At 54.4% G+C, this 20,859-nt stretch carries 19 protein-coding genes; 7 read left to right on the forward strand and 12 right to left on the reverse strand.

Translation table 11 applies throughout. The features are described from left to right. Window positions 1-24: 24 nt before the first annotated feature. The 3 genes from mepS to A6U95_RS01730 all read right to left on the reverse strand — a co-directional run bounded on the left by mepS (window position 25) and on the right by A6U95_RS01730 (window position 2,745). A complete protein-coding gene (gene mepS / locus A6U95_RS01720; protein WP_024528047.1) occupies window positions 25-606 on the reverse strand; it encodes a bifunctional murein DD-endopeptidase/murein LD-carboxypeptidase in 582 nt (193 codons plus the stop codon). A gap of 408 nt (window positions 607-1,014) precedes the next feature. Continuing rightward, a complete protein-coding gene (locus A6U95_RS01725; protein WP_065683211.1) occupies window positions 1,015-1,725 on the reverse strand; it encodes a phosphatase PAP2 family protein in 711 nt (236 codons plus the stop codon). Window positions 1,726-1,770: 45 nt separating this feature from the next. Then, window positions 1,771-2,745 (reverse strand): GTP-binding protein, encoded by a 975-nt coding sequence (locus tag A6U95_RS01730; RefSeq protein WP_065683212.1) that lies wholly within the window; start codon window positions 2,743-2,745, stop codon window positions 1,771-1,773. Window positions 2,746-3,060: 315 nt separating this feature from the next. On the opposite strand from A6U95_RS01730, the gene A6U95_RS01735 reads away from it, so the two are divergent. Together A6U95_RS01735 and A6U95_RS01740 are read left to right on the forward strand one after the other, a co-directional pair. Then, complete coding sequence (locus A6U95_RS01735; RefSeq protein ID WP_065683213.1) at window positions 3,061-3,369, forward strand: type 1 fimbrial protein; 309 nt, start codon at window positions 3,061-3,063, stop codon at window positions 3,367-3,369. Window positions 3,370-3,685: 316 nt separating this feature from the next. Further along, entirely contained in the window at window positions 3,686-3,997 is a 312-nt protein-coding gene (locus tag A6U95_RS01740) for a type 1 fimbrial protein (protein WP_065683214.1), read from the forward strand. Between the two features lie 58 nt (window positions 3,998-4,055). Here A6U95_RS01740 and A6U95_RS01745 read toward each other — a convergent pair whose 3' ends face one another. Next, complete coding sequence (locus tag A6U95_RS01745) at window positions 4,056-5,537, reverse strand: fructuronate reductase (RefSeq protein WP_065683215.1); 1,482 nt, start codon at window positions 5,535-5,537, stop codon at window positions 4,056-4,058. A 341-nt stretch (window positions 5,538-5,878) separates the two neighbouring features. Between A6U95_RS01745 and uxuA the strand changes: the two genes are divergently transcribed. Further along, window positions 5,879-7,069 carry a mannonate dehydratase gene (uxuA, locus tag A6U95_RS01750; protein ID WP_024528053.1) on the forward strand — a complete coding sequence of 397 codons (1,191 nt, stop codon included), beginning with the start codon at window positions 5,879-5,881 and terminating at the stop codon, window positions 7,067-7,069. A 39-nt stretch (window positions 7,070-7,108) separates the two neighbouring features. Here uxuA and yeiP read toward each other — a convergent pair whose 3' ends face one another. The 3 genes from yeiP to A6U95_RS01765 all read right to left on the reverse strand — a co-directional run bounded on the left by yeiP (window position 7,109) and on the right by A6U95_RS01765 (window position 9,831). Beyond that, a complete protein-coding gene (gene yeiP / locus A6U95_RS01755) occupies window positions 7,109-7,681 on the reverse strand; it encodes an elongation factor P-like protein YeiP (protein ID WP_021805861.1) in 573 nt (190 codons plus the stop codon). Between the two features lie 122 nt (window positions 7,682-7,803). Then, complete coding sequence (mtr, locus tag A6U95_RS01760; protein ID WP_065683216.1) at window positions 7,804-9,048, reverse strand: tryptophan permease; 1,245 nt, start codon at window positions 9,046-9,048, stop codon at window positions 7,804-7,806. Window positions 9,049-9,507: 459 nt separating this feature from the next. Further along, window positions 9,508-9,831, reverse strand: a complete 324-nt coding sequence (locus A6U95_RS01765; protein WP_083196287.1) for a DUF1240 domain-containing protein — start codon at window positions 9,829-9,831, stop codon at window positions 9,508-9,510. A gap of 145 nt (window positions 9,832-9,976) precedes the next feature. Here A6U95_RS01765 and A6U95_RS01770 point away from each other — a divergent pair, with 145 nt between their 5' ends. Beyond that, a complete protein-coding gene (locus tag A6U95_RS01770; RefSeq protein WP_024484966.1) occupies window positions 9,977-10,231 on the forward strand; it encodes a YkgJ family cysteine cluster protein in 255 nt (84 codons plus the stop codon). On the opposite strand, the gene A6U95_RS01775 is transcribed toward A6U95_RS01770, so the two are convergent. From A6U95_RS01775 to A6U95_RS01790, 4 genes are all read right to left on the reverse strand, one after another. Next, window positions 10,195-11,406 carry a sugar efflux transporter gene (locus A6U95_RS01775; protein ID WP_065683217.1) on the reverse strand — a complete coding sequence of 404 codons (1,212 nt, stop codon included), beginning with the start codon at window positions 11,404-11,406 and terminating at the stop codon, window positions 10,195-10,197. The two genes, A6U95_RS01770 and A6U95_RS01775, sit on opposite strands and share 37 nt — an antisense overlap. A 160-nt stretch (window positions 11,407-11,566) precedes the next feature. Continuing rightward, window positions 11,567-14,047 (reverse strand): trimethylamine-N-oxide reductase TorA, encoded by a 2,481-nt coding sequence (gene torA / locus A6U95_RS01780; protein WP_065683218.1) that lies wholly within the window; start codon window positions 14,045-14,047, stop codon window positions 11,567-11,569. 12 nt (window positions 14,048-14,059) lie between these two features. Next, window positions 14,060-15,220, reverse strand: a complete 1,161-nt coding sequence (locus tag A6U95_RS01785) for a NapC/NirT family cytochrome c (protein WP_024528057.1) — start codon at window positions 15,218-15,220, stop codon at window positions 14,060-14,062. A 228-nt stretch (window positions 15,221-15,448) separates the two neighbouring features. After that, on the reverse strand, window positions 15,449-15,868 hold the full coding sequence (locus A6U95_RS01790; RefSeq protein WP_065683379.1) for an NUDIX domain-containing protein: 420 nt from the start codon (window positions 15,866-15,868) through the stop codon (window positions 15,449-15,451). Window positions 15,869-16,119: 251 nt separating this feature from the next. Here A6U95_RS01790 and fruB point away from each other — a divergent pair, with 251 nt between their 5' ends. From fruB to fruA, 3 genes are read left to right on the forward strand one after another with little or no spacing between them, the layout of a single operon-like run. Further along, on the forward strand, window positions 16,120-17,253 hold the full coding sequence (fruB, locus tag A6U95_RS01795) for a fused PTS fructose transporter subunit IIA/HPr protein (RefSeq protein WP_024484971.1): 1,134 nt from the start codon (window positions 16,120-16,122) through the stop codon (window positions 17,251-17,253). Continuing rightward, window positions 17,250-18,188: a 1-phosphofructokinase gene (gene fruK, locus A6U95_RS01800; protein WP_065683219.1), complete on the forward strand. Its 939-nt coding sequence runs from the start codon at window positions 17,250-17,252 to the stop codon at window positions 18,186-18,188. Before fruB ends, fruK begins: the two co-directional genes overlap by 4 nt. 14 nt (window positions 18,189-18,202) lie before the next feature. After that, window positions 18,203-19,891 carry a PTS fructose transporter subunit IIBC gene (gene fruA / locus A6U95_RS01805; RefSeq protein ID WP_065683220.1) on the forward strand — a complete coding sequence of 563 codons (1,689 nt, stop codon included), beginning with the start codon at window positions 18,203-18,205 and terminating at the stop codon, window positions 19,889-19,891. Between the two features lie 64 nt (window positions 19,892-19,955). Here the strand turns inward: fruA and nfo are convergent, their stop codons facing one another. Further along, window positions 19,956-20,795 carry a deoxyribonuclease IV gene (nfo, locus tag A6U95_RS01810; protein ID WP_065683221.1) on the reverse strand — a complete coding sequence of 280 codons (840 nt, stop codon included), beginning with the start codon at window positions 20,793-20,795 and terminating at the stop codon, window positions 19,956-19,958. Window positions 20,796-20,859 lie beyond the last annotated feature (64 nt).

The following is a 20,859-nucleotide window of genomic DNA, read 5'->3' on the forward strand; positions in this document are numbered from 1 at the left end:
GGACCAGATTCAGATACTACGCCGTTAGCTGGAACTTTTACCCAGTAACCGGCGGCCTTCACGATAACGTTTATCCCAATAGTTATCCGAAAGGCTAGAGATTGTCACACCACTGCTGGTAGAGGCATGAACGAATTTGTCGTTACCCAGATAGATGCCGACGTGGCGGCCAGTAGAACCGGCGCGGAACAGCACTAAATCACCTGGGCGCAGTTTGGCGCGTTGGATTTGCTTGCCCATATCTTCTTGCTCATAGGTTGAGCGGGGCAGATCCATACCAAACTGTTCGCGGAAGGTACGTTGCACAAACGCCGAGCAATCAATACCGCGCTTGCTTTCACCGCCTAAACGGTAGCGGACGCCTTTCCAATCAGCATACTGGTCCATAATCTTTGACTTGACGTCAACGTTACGCACCATCGCTTCGAATTCATCCTGAGAGGCTTGCAGTAAAAGACCATTTTTGTCATTAACTGCATGCATCTCAGTTTGTGATCTATCTAACTTCGAAGTGTTTGTTGAGCTACAGGCGGAGAGCACCAAGGCTGCCGCAATTGCAGGTAATACCCGCAAAAAATATCTCAGAAAAGGTTGAGATTTGACCATTGTAATTGTTTTCCCTTGAAGTCCTTAACGACGCAAGTCGTTATCTGAAAAATACCAAACGGAACGAGACTAGTTGGCACTGGCAGGAAGGACAATCAGTTAGCATCGGAAATGTGCAGGAACGCACAGTTTTCGGATTTTTACTAACGAGCCAAGCCAAACCAGGCACAAACGCATCCGAGAGTACCGGAATGACGTGAGGATTGCGAGCCTTTTTCCGACATTCTTTATATGAAATTGTGATGTAACATAATGTAAATCTTCATATAAAAAAACGCGGTTTGGCGGTTATGTTGGATTGAGGTTAATTAATGGGGTAGGCATGTTAACGGTGTGGTTGTTGAGTAACCAAGATGCGACAGGTAAATCACCGAGAGGCGCTGGCCTCCCGGCTATCATAATCTAAAGTTATGGCTGCGTTGGACGATACTTACCGGGTAATCGGCAGTTCAACCAGTGGATCACAACATCGCTGGCCGGTGTCATCAGCCACCAACTGGTACCGACCATCACCACCGACAGCGAGCCGACGGCAATATCGGTAAACCAATGTGCGCCGATCATGATGCGTGGCAGGCAGAAGACCAGGGTGATCAGCAGCGCGATGGCAAATGCCGTGCGATTAAAGTAGCGCAGCATAAAGCAGGAGAAAATCATCAGCATCATGCCATGATCGCCAGGGAAGCTGTCGCTGGAGGCGTCTTTGGTTGGGATCCCGGTGAGTTCGCTGACCCGGTTGATATTGTCAAAGGTCAGGGTAGGGCTGGCGTGTTTTACCGGCAGCAGGTGACCAAACTGGTTGAGCACCACTCCCGTTAACAACATCACGACGCCGGTAACGATCAGACGGCGGCGGCCAAAGGCATCCTGCTTGAGGTAGAAGTAAAGGTACAGCAGCCCCATGGCGATGAGCGAAATGACGTCGAATATCCGATTGTTGGTGATCGCCACCATTCTCAGAAACCAGGCATCGCTGGCCAGATGTTGGTTGAAGAAGAAAAAGATTGCTGAGTCAATCTTGAACCAGAACCCGTGATCCGTGGGTAAATACCAGGAAAGAAATAGCACGATGCCCAAAACGTTGAGCATGAGGATGAAGGGTAAATTGCGGCGTGTCATGGCTAACCTGTAAAAATCAAAAAAATAATGCCAACGTTAAAAGCATTAACTTAAACGAATGTTAAACAAGGCCGATTGCAAAGCATTCCAGTTGGCCTCGTCGCTGTGGATCAATTCGATACGGCTGTCGAGTGGAGCGGCGGGCCGCGTCTCGATACTGAGATCCTGCCCTTGGCGGTTGATCAGCAAACTGCCTTCGGCAATGCGTACTACCGCCTTGGCCCGATCAACCGGAGCTAACCTGATCCATTCCATCATGCCGACGGTATCAAAGACGGTTTCCCCATCGAAAATCCAGCCGCAGCTGGTGAATCCTTGGCCTTGATTAAGAGCGCGGCGCCAGCGGGAGTTTTCAGGCAAACGCAACGCCGCCAATCCTTGGGTCTTGGCGTGGCTATGATGATGCTGTGCGTCCGGCAATTCTGTGCAATTGGTGCGTGGTTGATCCAACAGCGTGATATCCATGCGCCCTTGCTCGATGGAAAAGACCGGCCGCTGCTGGCCATGCAGCGTTTGCCAGGCTTCCAGTGCCTGGGCATCTTGCGGCTGCCAGGTATCCATTTTATTGGCGATGATGACGTCGGCTGCGGCCAACTGATCGCGGAAATTTTCATTTTCGCTATAGCGAGATTCGCCGAGTTGGCGGGGATCAAGCACACAGATCGTTGCCAGCAAATCGATCCATCCGCCATAGGTTTCCTGGGTCAACAGCGCCAGGATCTGCTTGGGGTGACCTAATCCAGTAGGTTCAATCAGTAACCGATCGGGTTTGGCCTGTTGCAGCAACATATTCAACCCTACCTGCATAGGTAGCCCGTTAACGCAGCACATGCAGCCACCGGGGATCTCTTTCAATACCGCTCCGCTATCGGCCAGCAGGGCACCATCGATACCAATCTCGCCAAACTCGTTGACCAGCACGGCCCAACGCTCATTTTCCGGCTTATTGGCCAACAGGTGTCGAATGGTGGTGGTTTTCCCGCTACCGAGAAAGCCGGTTATCAGATTGGTTTTTGTCATTTGGAAATTCCCGTTAATGATGTTTTCAATTGATTAAAAGTGGGCAATTATTGGCTTTTTTATCGCTATTGGCCAATAGGAGGGGCAGATCACAAATTTAAACATGAAAACCGCCCATTTTTGGCGTTTTTTTTTCGCTAAAAAGTTAGGACTTTTCCCATAAAAAACGTGGCATTAACAAAGTCAATTGTACCGTACCGTATTGTTTCCACGACCTTAATGCACCGATTAACCATGAAAAAAACCGCCTATCCTTGCGATTATTCCTAAAAAAATAACCTATCTTTAAAGTGGCTTAACAAAAGTGAGGTTGCCATGAATAGCTTACGGTTAATTATGATCGCAGGAGCGTTGTTTTCATGGATGGCAGCAAGTCATGCGGGTTCCACAGGTGGCGTTATCAACTTCGTGGGTGCCATTGTCGAAGGGCCTTGTACGGTAGATGTTAGTAACTCAACGGCGAATACCCAATGCTATCGTAACGGGCATAACTACACAGGCACGCAAAGGCTGGCAAGTTTTGATGCCAGCAGTAAAGAGCTTCCGCTGAATATCGGTACCACCGAAATGCGGTGGGTAGACCCGCAGAAAAAACTCGCAATAATGACGGTAATTTATCGTTAAGTCCTCTGTCATGCCGAGTGGGGCTCGGCATGACATCCCCAGATCCCGCACTTTGTTTCGTTTTATCCACACCTTTCATTGCCCAACCGACTGACCAGGATTGCGCACGGTAAGCCGTCTGCCAACTGGCCGTTGCTGGGTATCAAATTAAGACTTTTCCGACTTGAAATCTGTATTTTGCGGCAATAAATTATGCGCCGCCAGAGAGGTGGAGTCCAATCTAACTTGATGATAAATAGATGAAACCTCTCTAACTTGCGCTTAATCCAAGAACTTTTTTCAGGTTTATATTGGCTTAATAACAAGTGAGGTGACCATGAAAAGCTTACGGTTGTTTTTGATCGCAGGAATGGTGTTTTCATGGCTGGCAGCAGGCGTGGCCAATGCCGCTACCGGTGGCGTGATCCACTTCTATGGCGCCATTGTCGAAGGCCCTTGCACGGTGGAAGTCGCTGACTCAACGGCACAAACGCAATGCTATCGCGACGGGCAAGACTATACCAGCAAACATCAGTTAGCGAGTCTGGAGAGCGGTAGTAAAGAGCTGCCAATGAATCTCGGCAAGAGCGAGATCAAGTGGTTGGATCAGCAGAAAAAACTCGGAATAATGACGGTGGAATACCGTTAATCCACATTCAGTCAAACGGCCGTCATGCCTGGTTGATTGGCATGGCGGCCGATAGAGATCAATTCAACTGGGTGGTTACCCAATCTTTTACCGTCTGGCGCGCTCCTCGATCGCGCAATGACAGATAGGCCCGTGTTACCTCCGCGACAAACGCACTATCCGCTGGCAACTGCTCGCCAAACACGCTTTTCAACGCCAGCAATGCAGCCACGCGGGGTTCACCGTCCTGTGAGCTGCTAACGGCCTGCTGCAACGTGGCCAGCATCGGGTCGCGGATATCAATCGGTTGCCCGGCATCATCAATCCCTCCGACATAACGCATCCAGCCTGCTACGCCAAGCGCAAGCCCCGCATGGCTGCCACCATATTGCCGATGCCAACGGATCGACTCCAGCAGGCGCTGAGGCAACTTTTGCGTGCCATCCATAGCGATCTGCCAAGTGCGGTGTTGCAGTGCCGGGTTGCTGTAACGCTCGATCAACTGCTCGGCGTAGGCGGCCAGATCGATGCCAGCGACCTGCAGCGTCGGAGCCTGCTCGTTCAACATCAAATGATGCGCGGCGCGGCGATAATGCTCATCCGCCATGCAGTCAACAATGTATTGGTAACCTGCCAGATAGCCCAGGTAGGCCAGGAAGGAGTGGCTGCCGTTGAGCATCCGCAGTTTCATCTGCTCGAACGGCAGAACATCGTCCACCAGTTGCACACCGGCATCCTCCCAGCGTGGGCGGCCAGCGACAAAATTATCTTCCACCACCCATTGAATGAAGGGTTCACAGGCGATAGCGCATTCATCACGCACGCCACCCAGGGCTGCGGCAATTTCATCCAGCGTTTCTGGCGTAGCGGCCGGAACGATGCGATCGACCATGGTGCTGGGGAAGGTGACGTGTTGTGCGATCCACTCGGCTAACAGTGGATCGCGCGCTTTGGCCAGCCCGGTCACCGCATTGCGTACCACGTGGCCGTTCTCTGGAATGTTGTCGCAGGACAACACGCTAAAGGCGGGGAGATGGCGCTCTCGACGCCGGCGTAGTGCTTCCACGAGGATCCCCGGCACCGTGGTGGGTTGGGTCGGATTAGCCAAATCGGCTTTGATCGCGTCGTGTTGCAGGTCCAATTGGCCGCTACCCGGTTCGATGCAGTAGCCTTTCTCCGTAATGGTCATGGAGACGATTGCCACCTGTGGCTCGGCCAGCTTTTCCAGCACGGCGTCGATGCCTTCCAATTTGCGATGTACGCTTTCATGAACGGTCCCCACCACGATGGCCTGATCGCCCGCCGCGCCCTTTTCTAACACGGTGTAAAGATGATCCTGTTCGCGCAGGGTCTGGAATAGCTTATCGCCGCCGAACAGGCTGATCTCGCAAATCCCCCAATCACCGCCGTTACGGTTGAGTACTCTGTCGGTCAGCAATGCCTGGTGAGCGCGGTGAAAAGCCCCAAAGCCCAGGTGAACAATTCTGCTGCGCAGGTTTTGGCGATCGTACTGGGGCAGTTGTGTCTTGGCGGGCAACGGTGAGTTGGCGATAGTTTTCATTAATGGCTCCATGACGAGAGCAAGGGCCGGTTGATCGCTGGTATAAAGCTATCAGACCAGTAAGCCGCAGGTGTATGCCCGGCTCTCGCGTATCTGTTAACAACCGCCAGTGTAGGGCGGTAGAGAGGTGAATGAAATTGGTCAGTCCAAAATATCCCAGGATCGTGAGTTGGATCAATCAATCGACGTTTCTGTTTTGACAGCACGCCGCTAATCAGTAAGGTTAAAGATGAATGATATCTACTGCAATGTGGTATAACAGGATTGATTTGATTTTGCGATCTACCTCACCACCGATACCGCTTCAACGATGACAGAGCGACTTTTACAAGGATAAATCAATGGAACAAACATGGCGTTGGTATGGGCCGAACGATCCGGTTTCGCTGGATGATGTACGTCAGGCTGGTGCTACCGGTGTAGTGACCGCGTTACACCATATCCCTAATGGTGAAGTGTGGCCGGTTGAACAGATCAAGGCGCGGCAGGCTCTGTTGGCGGAAAAAGGTCTGGTGTGGTCGGTGGTGGAAAGTATCCCGGTGCACGAGGAAATTAAAACCCACAGCGGCAACTACCAACGTCATATCGCCAACTATCAACAATCGCTGCGCAACCTGGCGGAATGTGGCATTGATACCGTGTGCTACAACTTTATGCCGATCCTCGACTGGACGCGTACCGATCTGGAATACCCACTGCCGGACGGTTCCAAGGCCTTACGCTTTGATCAGATCGCCTTTGCAGCCTTCGATCTGCATATCCTGTGCCGTCGTGGGGCGGAAAAAGATTACACCGACGAAGAGCAAGCCCAGGCACAAAGCTATTTCAAGGCGATGAGTACGGCAGATATTGCCAAGCTGACCGGTAACATCATTGCCGGGTTACCTGGGGCGGAAGAGGGATACACGCTCGATCAGTTCCGCGCTAGGCTGGCGGAGTACGATCATATCAATAAGGCGCAGTTGCGCGAAAATATGGCCGTCTTCCTACGCGCTATCGTGCCGGTAGCGGAAGAGGTGGGTGTCAGGTTAGCAGTGCATCCCGATGATCCACCTCGCCCAATCCTAGGCTTGCCACGTATTGTTTCCACCATCGAAGATATGCAGTGGCTGAAAGAGACGGTAGATAGCATCTATAACGGCTTCACCATGTGTACCGGTTCTTACGGGGTGCGTGCGGACAACGATCTGGTGCGGATGATTGAAACCTTTGGCGATCGTATTCACTTCACGCACCTACGCGCCACCTGCCGTGAGCAAAACCCTAAAACCTTCCATGAAGGGGCGCACTTGCAAGGGGATGTGGATATGGTAGCGGTGGTTGAAGCTATTCTGGCAGAAGAACAGCGCCGTCATAAAGCGGGCGATCTGCGGCCTATCCCAATGCGACCAGACCATGGTCACCAGATGCTGGACGATCTGAAGAAGAAAACCAATCCGGGCTATTCGGCCATCGGTCGGTTGAAAGGTTTGGCGGAGGTTCGTGGGGTCGAGCTGGCGTTAAAGCGGCGGTTTTTCCCGGAATTACTCTAGTAAAAGCAGGGCGCACTCAGGTTGCGCCCCTACCGTTGACTAGTCTGCGCGGCTCATATAGCGGCGTTCTGCAATATGAATGCGGATTTTATCACCGCTGCTCAGGTACTCCGGTACCAGAATGGTCAGGCCGGTCGCCATGGTGGCCGGTTTGTTACGCGCACTGGCAGAAGCTCCTTTGATGCCCGGAGCGGTTTCAACAATTTCCATATCCACGGTCTGCGGCAGCTCCAACGCCAACACCTGGCCATCCAGCGTCAGTACCTGCATACCCGGCAAGCCCGCTTCAGGGATGAACAGCAGCTCATCTTCGATCTGATCTTTCTTGAAGATATAAGGGGTGTAGTCTTCATCGTCCATGAAAACATACTCTTCGCCGTCAATATAGGAGAAGTTTACCTTGCGGCGGGACAGGCTGATGGTGTCCAGAATATCATCGCCTTTAAAACGCTCTTCTACCTTCAGCCCGGTACGGACGTCGGAGAAGCGCATTTTATACAGCGTGCTGGCACCACGGGCGCTTGGGCTCTGGACATCGATGTCCTTTACCAGCAGCAGTTTGCCGTTGTAATTGATCGCCATACCGCGCTTGATTTCGTTCGCTCTTGCCATTGGAATACCCTGTCAACATAGATTTTAGGAAGTTGCGACAAGTTACTCGCGCCGTGCTTTTCAGGCAAGAGCCGCGCGCAAAAAGAGTGGGGAAAACGGGCGGCCGTGGCCGCCCCTGAGGCTTATTTGAACACCGGCAGCAGATCTAATAGCGTCAGCACGTGGGCCACGGCGTTAATCGCCCCAAACAGGATGATGAACAGGATCATGCCTTGGCCGCCGGGAGCACGGTAGCTGGCCTGTGGGAAACGGCGGCGGCTGGCGCGTGCCATCATGGCAGGAACGATCACCGCCCAAATGGTGGCGGCCAGGCCAGCAAAGCCGATGGCGTAAAGGAAACCGTTCGGGAACAGTAACGCGGCCAGGGTTGGCGGGACGAAAGTCACCAGTGCCGATTTGGTACGGCCTGCCTGGTTATCCTTGAACTTGAAGAAGTCGGCGAGAAAATCAAACAGCCCCAGCGACACCCCCAGGAATGAACTGGCCAGCGCCATATAAGAGAAGGCGTTAAGCAGTTGGCCTACGGCATAGCTACTGGAAACGTTACCCATCTGCTTGAGCAGGCTGCCGATGTTGCCCCCTTCGGCGATCACCTGCTTGAAGGCATCACGGGCGATATTGCCCTGGATCACATACTGCCACAGGATATAGATCGCCAGCGCCAGCAAGGTGCCGTATACCAGGCTGCGCACCACGGCCCCGCTGTCTTTTTGATAATACTTCACCAGACCAGGTACGTTGCCGTGGTAGCCGAACGAGGTCAGCAGGTAAGGCAATGCCGCGAGCGCATAGGGTAGGTAGTTGGCGTCGCTGCCGCCCTGGTTGAACAATACGGCAGGCTGCACGTGGGTGAACATATCACCGACGGACAATACAAAGGTGATCACCATGCCGCCGATCAGAATGGTGCTAAGGCGATCCACGGCACGGGTGGATAACCAGACGATAAAGGCCACAACGATGGCAAACACCAATCCAGACAGGGTTTGGTTGGCCCCGAAGACGCCTTCGAGCGTATGGGCGATGATCGAACCGCCCGCCGAGATATAGGCATAGGTCAGAATATAGAGTACGAAAGTGATCGACAGGCCGTTAAGGGTATTCCAGCCTTTGCCGAGCAGATCTTTGACCACGGTGTGGAAGCTGGCTCCCGCCGGATAATTCATGGTGGCTTCCAGGATCATCAGCCCGGAGATCAGCATACAGAACCAGGTATAAATCAGCAGCGCCACGGAGCCGCTGAACCACACGCCAGAAGTTACGATAGGGATAGAGAACATACCAGCACCTACGGCGGTGCCGGCAATGATCATCGCGCCACCGAGGACGGAAGGGCGGGAAAGCTTCTGGATGGTGTCCGCAGACATTATTGCTCCTGATTGGCCGTTGGCCTTGAGTTCTTTTGTACTAGCTCAATGGTACGTGCGCGATGTGTGCATGTAAAGCGGATATTTGGTGGGATTGGTGCAATCTTCAGCGCTTAGGGCGTTATTTTGGTGGTTTTCCCCTCACCCCAGCCCTCTCCCACGGGGTGAGGGGATGCAATAGCGTTGTGGTCAGGGGCAGAAGTCTGTCTGCTGCATGCTTGGTGACTGATAATAAGGGGGCTGTAGTCCGGTGCTGGAGTTTATCAGTGGCACATTAAAATCTGCCCTATGCGAGATGGAGTTATTGCGGTGCCGAGGCCAGTTACTGACGTTAATTTGTAGCACATTCAGTCCCCTCACTGTGGGAGAGGGTTGGGGTGAGGGTTAGGGTGAGGGGCGTCACTTTACGTATCCTGATGTATTTTTTGTCTAATTGGCGGGTATAGCGGGAAATGCCACTCATCGACAAAGTGATAAATCTTTCACATAAGTCGTTGGTGACATCCAGGAAATTCTGTCACAGGTCAAGTAGCCATCATGTTTAAGTTTGTAGTTTACATACAAGGAAACCGGTAAACTAAAAAGAATTGATGCCAATGCCAATCTCGTTAAATGCTTAACAACTATCATATTATGTCTTGGTAATCTATCGCTTAATGCTTTCTCTAAGCCGATAGAGTCAAGAAACTCATGTTGGGGTTTTAGCTGGTTGATCCCGACATTACCTTTCAGGAAATCCCCCATGTAGCCTTCCCAACTTGGGTTGAAATTTTTATCTGACATGATCTCACTCCATTGATAGTTCTAAGCTTTCCACTCCATTGAAAAATAAACTCTAGCACTATTGGTAAGCATTGTGAATGAGTATAACTTAATGCGGCGTTCTGCTATTGTCTCAGCCACATAATCAGCCCCTATAGGATCGCAGATGGACTGCCGTGCCGACTGTGGTGCCTGCTGTATCGCACCTTCGATTTCCAGCCCGATCCCTGGTATGCCCAACGGCAAACCGGCCAATACCCGTTGCATCCATCTGGACCAGCAACTGCGTTGTGGAATATTTCATTCGCCGCTGAGGCCCAAAGTTTGCGGCAGCCTGCAGGCCAGCCGTGAAATGTGCCACGATCGCCGTGATGAGGCGCTGATCTATCTTGCCAAGTTGGAGGCGGATACCGCGCCTTGAACGTCCTTCAGCCGCCACAGGCATAGCACCGCACCCAGGACCATCGCCAACGCAAAGTAAAATACCGCGTGATAACTCCACATTTCAGCCACGACCCCGGCGATCGAACCGGCAATAATCCAGCCAACGCGGGTGGTATTGGTAAACAGCGTGGTGGCCGCCCCGGCCTGGCCGGGCATCAAATCCTGAAAATAGAGCATACCAATCCCCGCCAGCACCCCGATAAACAGCGCATTCAGCAGTTGCAGGGCGATCAGTTGCCAAGTACCGGTTATAAACAGTAGCCCGGCATAGAACAGCACACCGGCAATCACCGCACAACGCATCAGGAAGCGCTTGCCAAAGCGTTGGGCCACCATGCCTGCGAGCAACATGGTCGGGATTTCCAGCCCGGCAGCGGTACCCATCAGTATTCCCGTCAGTTTTTCCGGTAACTGCAGTTCCCGCACCATGTACAGCGGCATATTGATCAAATACATGCTGTTGGCCGTCCACATTAACGTGCAGGCCATAAACAACAATAACGTATCCTGGCGGTTCTGGCGGGGGGCTTCCAGCGTCGCCCCGCCGGTACTCTGCACTTTTGGCATGGAGGGCAACATCTTCCATACCAGCGCTCCGCAGAGAATAAAGGCTGCAGCGGCGGCCAGATACATCACCTTAAAACCAAACCCCAAGGCCAGGGCAAAGGCGATCGGTGGGCCAATCACCCAGGCCAGCGAAACCTGAGCACGCAGTATAGAACTGAACATCACCGTTCCCCGGCCGGTGTGCTCGGCATGTTCTCGTGCCAGGGCAAACATCTGTGGGTTGGCGGTCGAGCCGAAGCTGCTCAGCAACACGCCGACGAACAGCAGCAGGTAATAGTTACGGTTCCAGGCGAACAGCGCACAAGCCAAGGCACCCAACATGCAGCAGAGAAAGATCAGTGATTTGCGATCGCCCCTCTTATCTGAGCGGCTGGCCAGAAACTGGCTGACCAAAATGCCGATCACCGCGCTGCCGGTAAAGAACAGCCCGACCATCGTTGGCCGTACGTTCACTTCGGTGGAGAGGAACAGACTCAGCGTGGGCGTCTGTAAGGCACCGGCAATCCCGGTGAGAAAAGCCACGACCAGAAATGCCAACGAAGTTAAATCGGGCAAGCGTCGTGTCGCCGCAGTTGAAGTACGCATAAGCTGAATGAATAGCCAAAGAGAAGGGAGACGCGCGCATAATACGCTCGTTTAAAAAAAACAAAAACCTGTTTCAATCAAGGAATGGGTAACTAGATGGTATCTGTCGGCAGAAAAGAGCAGGGTGATGTCACCATCACCCTGCTCTGGTGGCTAGTGGTTATGCGCCAGCAGGAACGTCGTGCGCGGTGTTCTTCAGCACTTCGCCCTGATATTTCTCAATTTCCAGCTGTGCCATCTGGCCGCAGTTGCCCTGTGCCAGGTTGGATGAGCCAATATCGAAAGTCAGGCAGTTAACGTTGCCGTTCTTACAGATCGACCCCGGCGTTGACGGATCGGCCGGATCGTACCAGGCCCCTTCGCTGATCCGCACCGCACCTGGGCGCACGTCTTCACTGACAATGGCACCAACCAGGATCTGCCCACGGTCGTTAAACGCCCGCACCAGGTCGCCGTTGGTGATATTGCGCGATTTGGCATCCTCTGGATGGATCAAGATCGCTTCACGGTCGGCCACCGCATACTTCTTACGCAGCGGCGTGTTGTCGAGCTGTGAGTGCAGGCGGTTGGTCGGGTGCGCGGTATTCAGTGACAGCGGGTATTTGGCTGCCTCTGGGCCACGATACCATTCATGTGGCGGCATCCAGGTTGGAATACCTTTGCAATCAAGATACTCCATCTTCGAGATGGCATCGGAGTAGATCTCAATCTTGCCGGAAGGAGTCCCCAACGGATTAAGCAGCGGGTTTTCACGATAATCGGCGAAACGTACCCACTGTTTGTTTTCCTGCGGGATCGGGAAACGAATGTAGTTGTTCGACTCCCAGAACATGTCAAACGGCGGCAGGGCAACGCGGGCGGCGCGGGCCTGCAACTTCATGTCGTCGTACATGCCTTTCAGCCACTGGGTTTCGTCTTTGCCTTCGGTAAAGGCATCCAGCACGCCGAGCTTGGCGGCCAAAGCGGCGAAGATGTCGAAGTCGTTGCGTGACTCATGCTGCGGCGGCACGCACTGATGCATCGGGAAGACGTACAGCTGCGAGTAGTCACCGCCCATCTCCAGATCGTTACGCTCATAGCTGGTGGTCGCGGGCAGCACGATATCCGCATGCTTGGCGGTCGCCGTCCAGTACGGTTCGTTAACCACGATGGTTTCCGGGCGCTGCCAGGCTTTGACCAGATTGTTGGTGTCCTGATGCTGGTGGAAGGTATTACCACCGGCCACGTACACCATCTTCACGTCTGGGTAAGTGACATCGGTCCCATTGAAGTGAATGGTCTTGCCTGGGTTGGTCAGGCATTCGGCGATACGAGCCACCGGGATTGGCGTTGGTGAATTTTTCGGTGCATTCCCCGCAGAGATACCGGAGAGGATGCCGCCTTTGGCCGTTGGGCTGCCGCCGGAAGAGTAGTGATAGCTGAAGCCAAAGCCGCCGCCTGGCAGGCCGATCTGGCCAAGCATGGCCGCCACGGTCACCAGTAACCAGTGCTGTTGCTCACCGTGATGCTGACGCTGGATCCCCCAGCCGCCCATGATCATGGTGCGCTGTTTCGCCATATCGCGCGCCAACTGGCGCAGCACTTCGGCATCGACGCCGCTGATATCGGCAGCCCACTCGGCAGTTTTCGACGTACCGTCGGTTTCACCCAGCAGATAGGCCTGGAACTTGTCGAAGCCTACGGTGTAGGTTTTCAGGAAGTCCGGGTTATGCAGCTTTTCGGTCAACAGGGTGTGGGCGATACCGATCAGCATCGCGCTGTCGGTGTACGGACGCGGAGCGATCCACTGTGCGCCGACATATTTGGCACTGTCGCTGTGCACCGGATCGATGCTGATGATGCGGGTGCCTTTCTTCTTCAGCGCCTCAAAGCCGGTCTGGCCGACGTGGTCGGGTACGTTCCAGCTGTTTTTCAGCGTAACCATCGGGTTACAGCCCCACAGGATCACCAGTTGGCTGTTGTCGATGACGTTTGGCCAGGCGGTTTGCTGTTCGTAAACCTCCATTGACCCCATCACGTGCGACATGATCACCTGTGCAGCACCGGTAGAATAGTCACCAGCGTAGCCGAGGAAGCCGCCGCTCAGGTTCATCAGGCGTTGCAGCAGGGTACGGCTGTTGTGCAGCATGCCCACGCTTTTCCAGCCGTAAGAACCGGCATAGATCGACTGCGGGCCGTGATCTTTTTGCAAACGGACGATTTCGTTACCGACCAGATCGATCGCTTTTTCCCAACTGACGCGCACCCATTCATCGTTGCCGCGCAGCTCGGTGCGGCTGCCTGGGCCGCCTTCCAACCAGCTTTTACGTACCATTGGGTACTTGATACGGTTTTCCGCATGCACCTGGTGGGGGGCCATGGTGATCAGATCGTTCGGGTAAGGATCGTCTTTGACCGGCAACACGCCGACCATTTTTCCGTCTTGCACGATGGCTTCAAATGCGCCCCAGTGCGCCCCGGTCAGGATGCCTTTCTGCGCCTGACGTAAGGCCACAAATTGTGGCAATGCCTGGCTGATGGCTTCCGCCAACGCCGATTTAGGCCACAGACCCGCAAATAGAGGCACGGCGGCCAGGGCGCTGGCACCGGTCAGGAAACGACGGCGGCTCATGGCCAATGGTTGTTGTTGGTACTTGCTCATTTCGCTTCTCCCTTAACTTTTGGCCGGTGTGGCAGGTTGCATATCGCTGGCATGTTTCTGAACGTACTGCGTCAGAACGCGCAGTTGTTCTTGTGACAGCGAGGTGCGAGGAGCCATACCTTTAATCACGCCGATCCACTGGTTGGCGTTGAAGCGATCAAGGGCGGTCAGGCCGTGGCAGCCGGTACAGTTGGCGGACATCATATCGGCGGTGTAACGCCAGATTTTCTGCTGATCGTCGATCAGTTGCTTACGTGGCAACCACACTTGCAATGAAACCTGATGCCAGACCAGGCCCGTTTCGGCGTCGGTCATCGTGCTGCCGGTTTTCAGCAGTTTGCGCGCGTCTTCGCCCAGCAGGACGCTAAGGATACGTTTACCTTGCGCAGCGTAGAATACTTCGCTGACGCCATCCTGTTGCCAGCCGCTGACGTCAACCAACACCTTGTCACCTTCCTGTTTCACGACGTGAACTTCGGTTGAAGGCATCAGGTTACCGGCATTATGCGTATCGTCGGCTTTCAGGAAGAACGGTTCGGTAGCGATGGTAAACAGCGTGGTCGCTGTTGGAGAGGTTTCCGCCGCGGCTTTCGCCAGTTCGGCAGCGCCGGCCTGTGCGGCACCGCTCATATCCGGCAGGATATGCGCAACGCCCTTGTGGCAGTCGATACAGGTTTCGCCTTGCTTGATGGCCACCGGGTGTTGAATTCGGGCTTCAGGACGCTGGGCAGTAATATCCATGGCATCGAAGCTATGGCAAGAACGGCAGGTGGCCGAATCGTTTTCTTTCAGCGTTTTCCACACCGATTGCGCCATGGCCAGCTTATGGGCTTCGTATTTTTCCGGAGTGTCGATTTTACCGGTCATTTCGCCGTAAATGTCTTTCACCGCGCGGATCTTGGTCCACAGGTAATCGAGCGGCTCATGAGGGACGTGGCAATCGGCGCATTCAGCGCGGATCCCCTTGGCGTTCTGGAAGTGGACACTGCCTTGATATTCGGCCAGAGGTTGTTGCATGGTGTGGCAGGAGACACAGAAGGCGGTATCGCTGGTTTTATGGAAGACCGTTGCGGTCCCTGCCAGCAGTGCGGCACCGAGAATAATCCCGATCACCAAAATCCAAAGCCATCCCCACCGGCGTCGCTTTTCAAAGCCAGCTTGTTTTTTGCTCATATTGAACCCACTTATAGTTATGAAATACCAAGGAAAAACTTGCCAAAAAGGTTTCGACACCAGGTCAAAAACACCTGGATAAGTATAGGTATTTTCGCAAAAGAAACCTAATACCTTAGGGGTATTTACAGTGAAAAGTAGAGTGATTGAGCAATAAAGTAGCGTTATATTCTAATTTATATAATGCTCTGTTTGAGATGAACTGAGGAGAAATGACAGGGAATAACGTCACAATATAGGCAGATATACCTGTTGGCTTAACCATAGGTGGATCGCCGTTTTGCTCGCTTCAAAATGGGGCTCCGGCAGGTCGAGCGGGGAGCACCAGCGCCATTCGGCACATTTTTCCGGCTCTTTTAGTTCAGCTTCCCCACCTGGATGCTGAACCAGCATACAGATCGACACCGTATGTTTTCCCTCTGCCCGCCAGGTTTGCAGATTATTGCTGATGCCAATAAAGGTTGGCGGAGCTATCTGCAAACCGGTCTCTTCGGCGATTTCGCGTTGGGCACACTGCTCAAAGGTTTCCCCCGCGTCAAGATGACCCCCGGGGATCGACCAAAAAGGGGCATGGGTGCTGCAGCGTTTCCCCAGCAGGATTTGCCCTTGAGCGTTAACGATTATGACCCCGATACCGGTGGCAACCATGTTGTTATCTTCCTTCAGCACTGTTTCAGCACAGTATGCCATTTTCCCCTTCACATGGGGGCTTTAGCCAGAAAAGTGTGCGTAAGGTCAAAAAACTATCACGTCGAGATCGAGAAAACTTGCTTTCGGTGATAGCTGCTCACACACTCATTGAAACGTTTCAGCGTCATCGATGGCCTGGTTAGGCGATGGGTAACGCTCCTTTTTCTTAACTTGGCTGAAACGATTCAATTCAGCAGGAGAGGAGAACCATGTTCCAGTTGTCACAGCAAGATATTCACCTGGGAGCTGCCGCTAGCGGCAAACAGGAAGCCATCCGGCAGGTAGCGGCAGCGCTTACCTCTGCCGGATGCGTCAGCGCCGCCTATGTTGACGGCATGCTGCAGCGCGAGCTGCAAACCTCTACTTATCTGGGCAACGGCATCGCCATTCCACATGGCACTACAGATACCCGCGATCTGGTGCTGAACACCGGTGTTCAGGTATTCCAGTTTCCACAGGGTATCGAGTGGGGCGAAGGCCAGACGGCCTATGTGGTGATCGGCATTGCTGCGCGTTCTGATGAACACCTGGCATTACTGCGTCAGCTCACGCACGTGCTCAGTGATGACAGCGTCGCCGAACAGCTGGCAAAAACGACTTCAGCCGAAGAACTGCGCAGTTTGCTGATGGGCGAGAAGCTGGCGGCTGAATTCAAGTTTGATGCCTCACTGATTGCTCTTGATGTGGCCGCCGATTCGCTGATGACGCTGCAAGCTTTGAACGCGGGCCGTCTGCAAAAAATCGGGGCGGTTAACGCCCAGTTTGTCAGCGATGTGATCACCCGCAAGCCGCTGAATCTGGGGCAGGGGATCTGGTTGAGTGACAGCACCGAAGGCAACCTGACTAGCGCCGCCACCGTCAGCCGCCCGGCACAGGCGTTTGATGAAGAAGGCGAAAAGGTCGCGCTGTTGCTGACCGTCGCCGTCGCCGATCAACAACCGCTGACGGTGCTGAACTACTTAAGCGATCTGTTAGTGAGCCAAAAAGCTGAACGCTTGCTGAACGCCGATGCGGTGGGCGTGCTGGCGTTACTGACCAGCGAAGTAGCCGAAGAGAGCGCGGTTCTGAGTGCGGAATACGTCGTGCGCAATGAGCATGGCCTGCATGCCCGCCCAGGCACTGCGCTGGTCAACGTAATCAAACAGTTCTCCAGTGAAATTACCGTTACCAATCTCGACGGTAGTGGTAAACCGGCTAACGGCCGCAGCCTGATGAAGGTCGTGGCACTGGGAGTGAAAAAAGGTCATCACCTGCGCTTTACCGCTAGTGGTGACGATGCTGAAGCCGCGCTGAAAGCCATCGGCGAAGCCATCAGTGAAGGTCTTGGCGAGGGTGCAGCATGAGCAGAAGAGTAGCAACCATAACCCTGAATCCGGCTTACGATCTGGTGGGCTTTTGCCCGGAGATCGAACGGGGCGAGGTTAACCTGGTAAAAACTGCCGGTCTCCATGCGGCAGGTAAAGGGATCAACGTTGCCAAGGTACTGAAAGATTTAGGTATCGACGTCACCGTTGGCGGTTTCCTTGGTAAAGACAACCAGGATGGTTTCCAACTGCTGTTCAGCGATTTGGGGATTGCCAACCGTTTCCAGGTGGTCCCTGGGCGTACACGTATCAACGTTAAGCTGACGGAAAAAGACGGTGAAGTGACCGATTTCAACTTCTCCGGTTTTGAAGTGACGCCGCAGGATTGGGAACGCTTTGTGGTGGATTCCCTGAGCTGGCTGGGCCAGTTCGACATGGTGGCGGTCAGCGGTAGCTTGCCTGCCGGGGTTGCACCGGAAGCGTTCACCGAGTGGATGACCCGCCTGCGTGCGCAGTGTCCGTGCATCATTTTTGACAGCAGCCGTGAAGCGCTGGTGGCCGGGCTGAAAGCCTCGCCGTGGTTGGTAAAACCTAACCGTCGTGAACTGGAAATCTGGGCAGGCAAAGCCTTGCCGAAGTTGGAAGATGTGGTGGAAGCCGCTCACGCCCTGCGTGAACAGGGCATTGCCCACGTGGTGATCTCACTGGGTGCCGAAGGCGCGCTGTGGGTTAACGCCTCTGGCGCCTGGATCGCCAAACCGCCAGCCTGTGAGGTGGTCAGCACCGTGGGTGCCGGTGATTCCATGGTCGGCGGCCTGATCTACGGCCTGCTGATGCGTGAATCCAGCGAACATACCTTGCGCTTGGCCACTGCCGTGGCTGCCCTGGCAGTGAGCCAGAGCAACGTTGGCATCACCGATCGCCCGCAGTTGGCCGCGATGATGGCGCGCGTCGATCTGAAACCCTTTAATTAATCGCAGGAGTCAGAATGAAAACGCTGCTGATGATAGACAGTTCGCTCGGGCAGGCTCGTAGCCACCTGGCGAAACGCATGCTTGAGGCCGCTGCGGCCAAAACCGGCCTGACGCTGGTTAACACGGCCAACGAGGCTGAACTGGTGGTGGTAGCGGGTGTTGCTGCACCTGCTGACGCTGAGCTGAACGGCAAACAGGTTTATATCGGTGATGTGGAACACGCGGTGCGTGAACCTGAAGCCTTCCTGGCCACAGCACAGGCGCAAGCCAAACCGTATCAGGCTCCGGCCCAGGCGGTAGCACCGGCAAAATCTGCCGGTCCGAAACGCATTGTTGCCGTTACCGCTTGCCCGACCGGCGTTGCACATACCTTTATGGCGGCCGAAGCCATCGAGAGCGAAGCCAAGAAACGTGGCTGGTGGGTGAAAGTGGAAACCCGTGGCTCCGTCGGTGCCGGGAATGCAATCACCCCAGAAGAAGTGGCTGCGGCCGACCTGGTGATTGTCGCGGCAGACATCGAAGTGGATCTGGACAAGTTTGCCGGTAAGCCAATGTACCGTACCTCGACCGGTTTGGCGTTGAAGAAAACCGCGCAGGAACTGGATAAGGCACAGGTAGAAGCCGAGATCTTCCAGCCGCAAAAAAGTGGCAGCACCGCGAGCTCAGGCAAGAAGAAAGAGAGCGCAGGTCCTTATCGCCACCTGCTGACCGGCGTGTCTTACATGCTGCCGATGGTGGTGGCGGGCGGTCTGTGCATCGCGCTGTCGTTCGTGTTTGGTATCAAGGCGTTTGAAGTCAAGGGTACGCTGGCTGCTGCGCTGATGCAGATCGGTGGTGGTTCGGCCTTTGCGCTGATGGTGCCGGTTCTGGCTGGCTACATTGCGTTCTCCATTGCGGATCGTCCAGGCCTGACTCCGGGCCTGATTGGCGGTATGTTGGCGGTCAGCACCGGTGCGGGTTTCCTTGGCGGTATCATTGCCGGTTTCCTGGCGGGTTACGTGGCCAAGGCCATCAGCGGCAAGCTGCGTTTGCCACCGAGTATGGAAGCGCTCAAGCCGATCCTGATTATTCCGCTGGTTGCCAGCCTGATCACCGGTTTGATCATGATTTACGTGGTGGGCACGCCCGTCGCCAAGATCATGGTTGGCCTGACCAACTGGCTGCAATCGCTTGGCACCGCCAACGCGGTACTGCTGGGCGCAATCCTCGGTGCGATGATGTGTACCGATATGGGTGGCCCGGTTAACAAGGCGGCTTATGCCTTTGGTGTGGCGTTGTTGAGTTCTTCGGTCTACGCACCGATGGCGGCGATTATGGCGGCAGGTATGGTGCCACCGCTGGCGATGGGGCTGGCGACCATTCTGGCTCGTCGCAAGTTCGAGAAGTCCGAGCAGGAAGGGGGCAAAGCCGCGTTGGTGTTGGGCCTGTGCTTTATCACTGAAGGGGCAATTCCGTTTGCCGCCCGTGACCCGATGCGCGTTCTGCCGTGCTGTATCGCAGGTGGTGCTTTGACCGGTGCGCTGTCGATGGCCTTCGGTGCAAAACTGATGGCACCACACGGTGGTCTGTTCGTGCTGTTGATCCCAGGTGCTATCTCGCCGGTGCTGCTGTATCTGCTGGCGATTGTGGCGGGTACTCTGCTGGCGGGTGTAGCCTATGCGGTTCTCAAACGCTCTGAAGCGCCGGTAGCCACGGTCGCGTAACGACAACCACAAAATAAAAAACCGGCATCTGAAAAATGCCGGTTTTTTTATGTCTGCAGAAAAATTACTGCTGCGCCTTCAGCCAGGCAATTTCCTCTGCCCAGATATCCGGGTTCACCGTCTCCAGGATCAGCGGGATATTATCAAAGCGCGGGTCGCGCATGATATAGCTGAACACGGTCTTACCGATATTGCCTTCACCCAGGCTGTGGTGGCGGTCAACGCGGCTGCCAAACTCGCTCTTGGCATCGTTAAGATGCATACCGCGCAGGTAGTTAAAGCCCACCACATCGGCCAGCTCTTTAAACGTCTTCTGGCAATCCTCTTCGCTACGCAGATCGTAACCGGCGGCGAAAGCGTGGCAGGTATCAATACAGACGCCAACGCGGCTCTTGTCTTCTACACCGTCGATGATCGCCGCCAGATGTTCAAATTTGAACCCCAGATTGCTGCCTTGCCCGGCGGTATTCTCGATCACGGCGGTGACGCCCTGGGTTTTATCCAGCACGATGTTGATTGACTCGGCGATCCTTGCCAGGCATTTATCCTCATCGATCTGCATCAGGTGGCTGCCTGGGTGGAAGTTCAGCAGCGTCAGCCCCAGTTGCTCACAGCGTTGCATCTCGTCAAGAAATGCCTCGCGGGACTTCTCCAACGCCTCCGTTACCGGATGGCCGAGGTTAATCAGATAGCTGTCGTGCGGCAGGATCTGCCCTGGGCCGTAGCCGTACTGTGCGCAGGCACTTTTAAACTTGTCTATCACGTCGGCAGGCAGCGGGGCGGCCTTCCATTGACGCTGATTTTTAGTGAACAGGGCGAATGCGGTCGCCTCTAATTCGTGTGCGCGGATCACGGCCTGATCTACGCCGCCAGAAGCGCTGACGTGTGCACCGACAAACTTCATTTTCATTCTCCTGTGTTAACGCTGCCATTATGGCATTGATAAGCGAAGGATTGAATGGCGGGGG

Origin of the sequence: Serratia sp. 14-2641 (assembly GCF_001692375.1) — a bacterium.
Classification (GTDB): Bacteria; Pseudomonadota; Gammaproteobacteria; order Enterobacterales; family Enterobacteriaceae; genus Chania; species Chania fonticola_C.

What these genes read in the sequence shown, in the direction of transcription:
- mepS (WP_024528047.1), bottom strand. Translation starts at nt 606, where the DNA reads ATGGTCAAATCTCAACCTTTTCTGAGATATTTTTTGCGGGTATTACCT.
- A6U95_RS01725 (WP_065683211.1), bottom strand. Translation starts at nt 1,725, where the DNA reads ATGACACGCCGCAATTTACCCTTCATCCTCATGCTCAACGTTTTGGGC.
- A6U95_RS01730 (WP_065683212.1), bottom strand. Translation starts at nt 2,745, where the DNA reads ATGACAAAAACCAATCTGATAACCGGCTTTCTCGGTAGCGGGAAAACC.
- A6U95_RS01735 (WP_065683213.1), top strand. Translation starts at nt 3,061, where the DNA reads ATGAATAGCTTACGGTTAATTATGATCGCAGGAGCGTTGTTTTCATGG.
- A6U95_RS01740 (WP_065683214.1), top strand. Translation starts at nt 3,686, where the DNA reads ATGAAAAGCTTACGGTTGTTTTTGATCGCAGGAATGGTGTTTTCATGG.
- A6U95_RS01745 (WP_065683215.1), bottom strand. Translation starts at nt 5,537, where the DNA reads ATGAAAACTATCGCCAACTCACCGTTGCCCGCCAAGACACAACTGCCC.
- uxuA (WP_024528053.1), top strand. Translation starts at nt 5,879, where the DNA reads ATGGAACAAACATGGCGTTGGTATGGGCCGAACGATCCGGTTTCGCTG.
- yeiP (WP_021805861.1), bottom strand. Translation starts at nt 7,681, where the DNA reads ATGGCAAGAGCGAACGAAATCAAGCGCGGTATGGCGATCAATTACAAC.
- mtr (WP_065683216.1), bottom strand. Translation starts at nt 9,048, where the DNA reads ATGTCTGCGGACACCATCCAGAAGCTTTCCCGCCCTTCCGTCCTCGGT.
- A6U95_RS01765 (WP_083196287.1), bottom strand. Translation starts at nt 9,831, where the DNA reads ATGTCAGATAAAAATTTCAACCCAAGTTGGGAAGGCTACATGGGGGAT.
- A6U95_RS01770 (WP_024484966.1), top strand. Translation starts at nt 9,977, where the DNA reads ATGGACTGCCGTGCCGACTGTGGTGCCTGCTGTATCGCACCTTCGATT.
- A6U95_RS01775 (WP_065683217.1), bottom strand. Translation starts at nt 11,406, where the DNA reads ATGCGTACTTCAACTGCGGCGACACGACGCTTGCCCGATTTAACTTCG.
- torA (WP_065683218.1), bottom strand. Translation starts at nt 14,047, where the DNA reads ATGAGCAAGTACCAACAACAACCATTGGCCATGAGCCGCCGTCGTTTC.
- A6U95_RS01785 (WP_024528057.1), bottom strand. Translation starts at nt 15,220, where the DNA reads ATGAGCAAAAAACAAGCTGGCTTTGAAAAGCGACGCCGGTGGGGATGG.
- A6U95_RS01790 (WP_065683379.1), bottom strand. Translation starts at nt 15,868, where the DNA reads ATGGTTGCCACCGGTATCGGGGTCATAATCGTTAACGCTCAAGGGCAA.
- fruB (WP_024484971.1), top strand. Translation starts at nt 16,120, where the DNA reads ATGTTCCAGTTGTCACAGCAAGATATTCACCTGGGAGCTGCCGCTAGC.
- fruK (WP_065683219.1), top strand. Translation starts at nt 17,250, where the DNA reads ATGAGCAGAAGAGTAGCAACCATAACCCTGAATCCGGCTTACGATCTG.
- fruA (WP_065683220.1), top strand. Translation starts at nt 18,203, where the DNA reads ATGAAAACGCTGCTGATGATAGACAGTTCGCTCGGGCAGGCTCGTAGC.
- nfo (WP_065683221.1), bottom strand. Translation starts at nt 20,795, where the DNA reads ATGAAGTTTGTCGGTGCACACGTCAGCGCTTCTGGCGGCGTAGATCAG.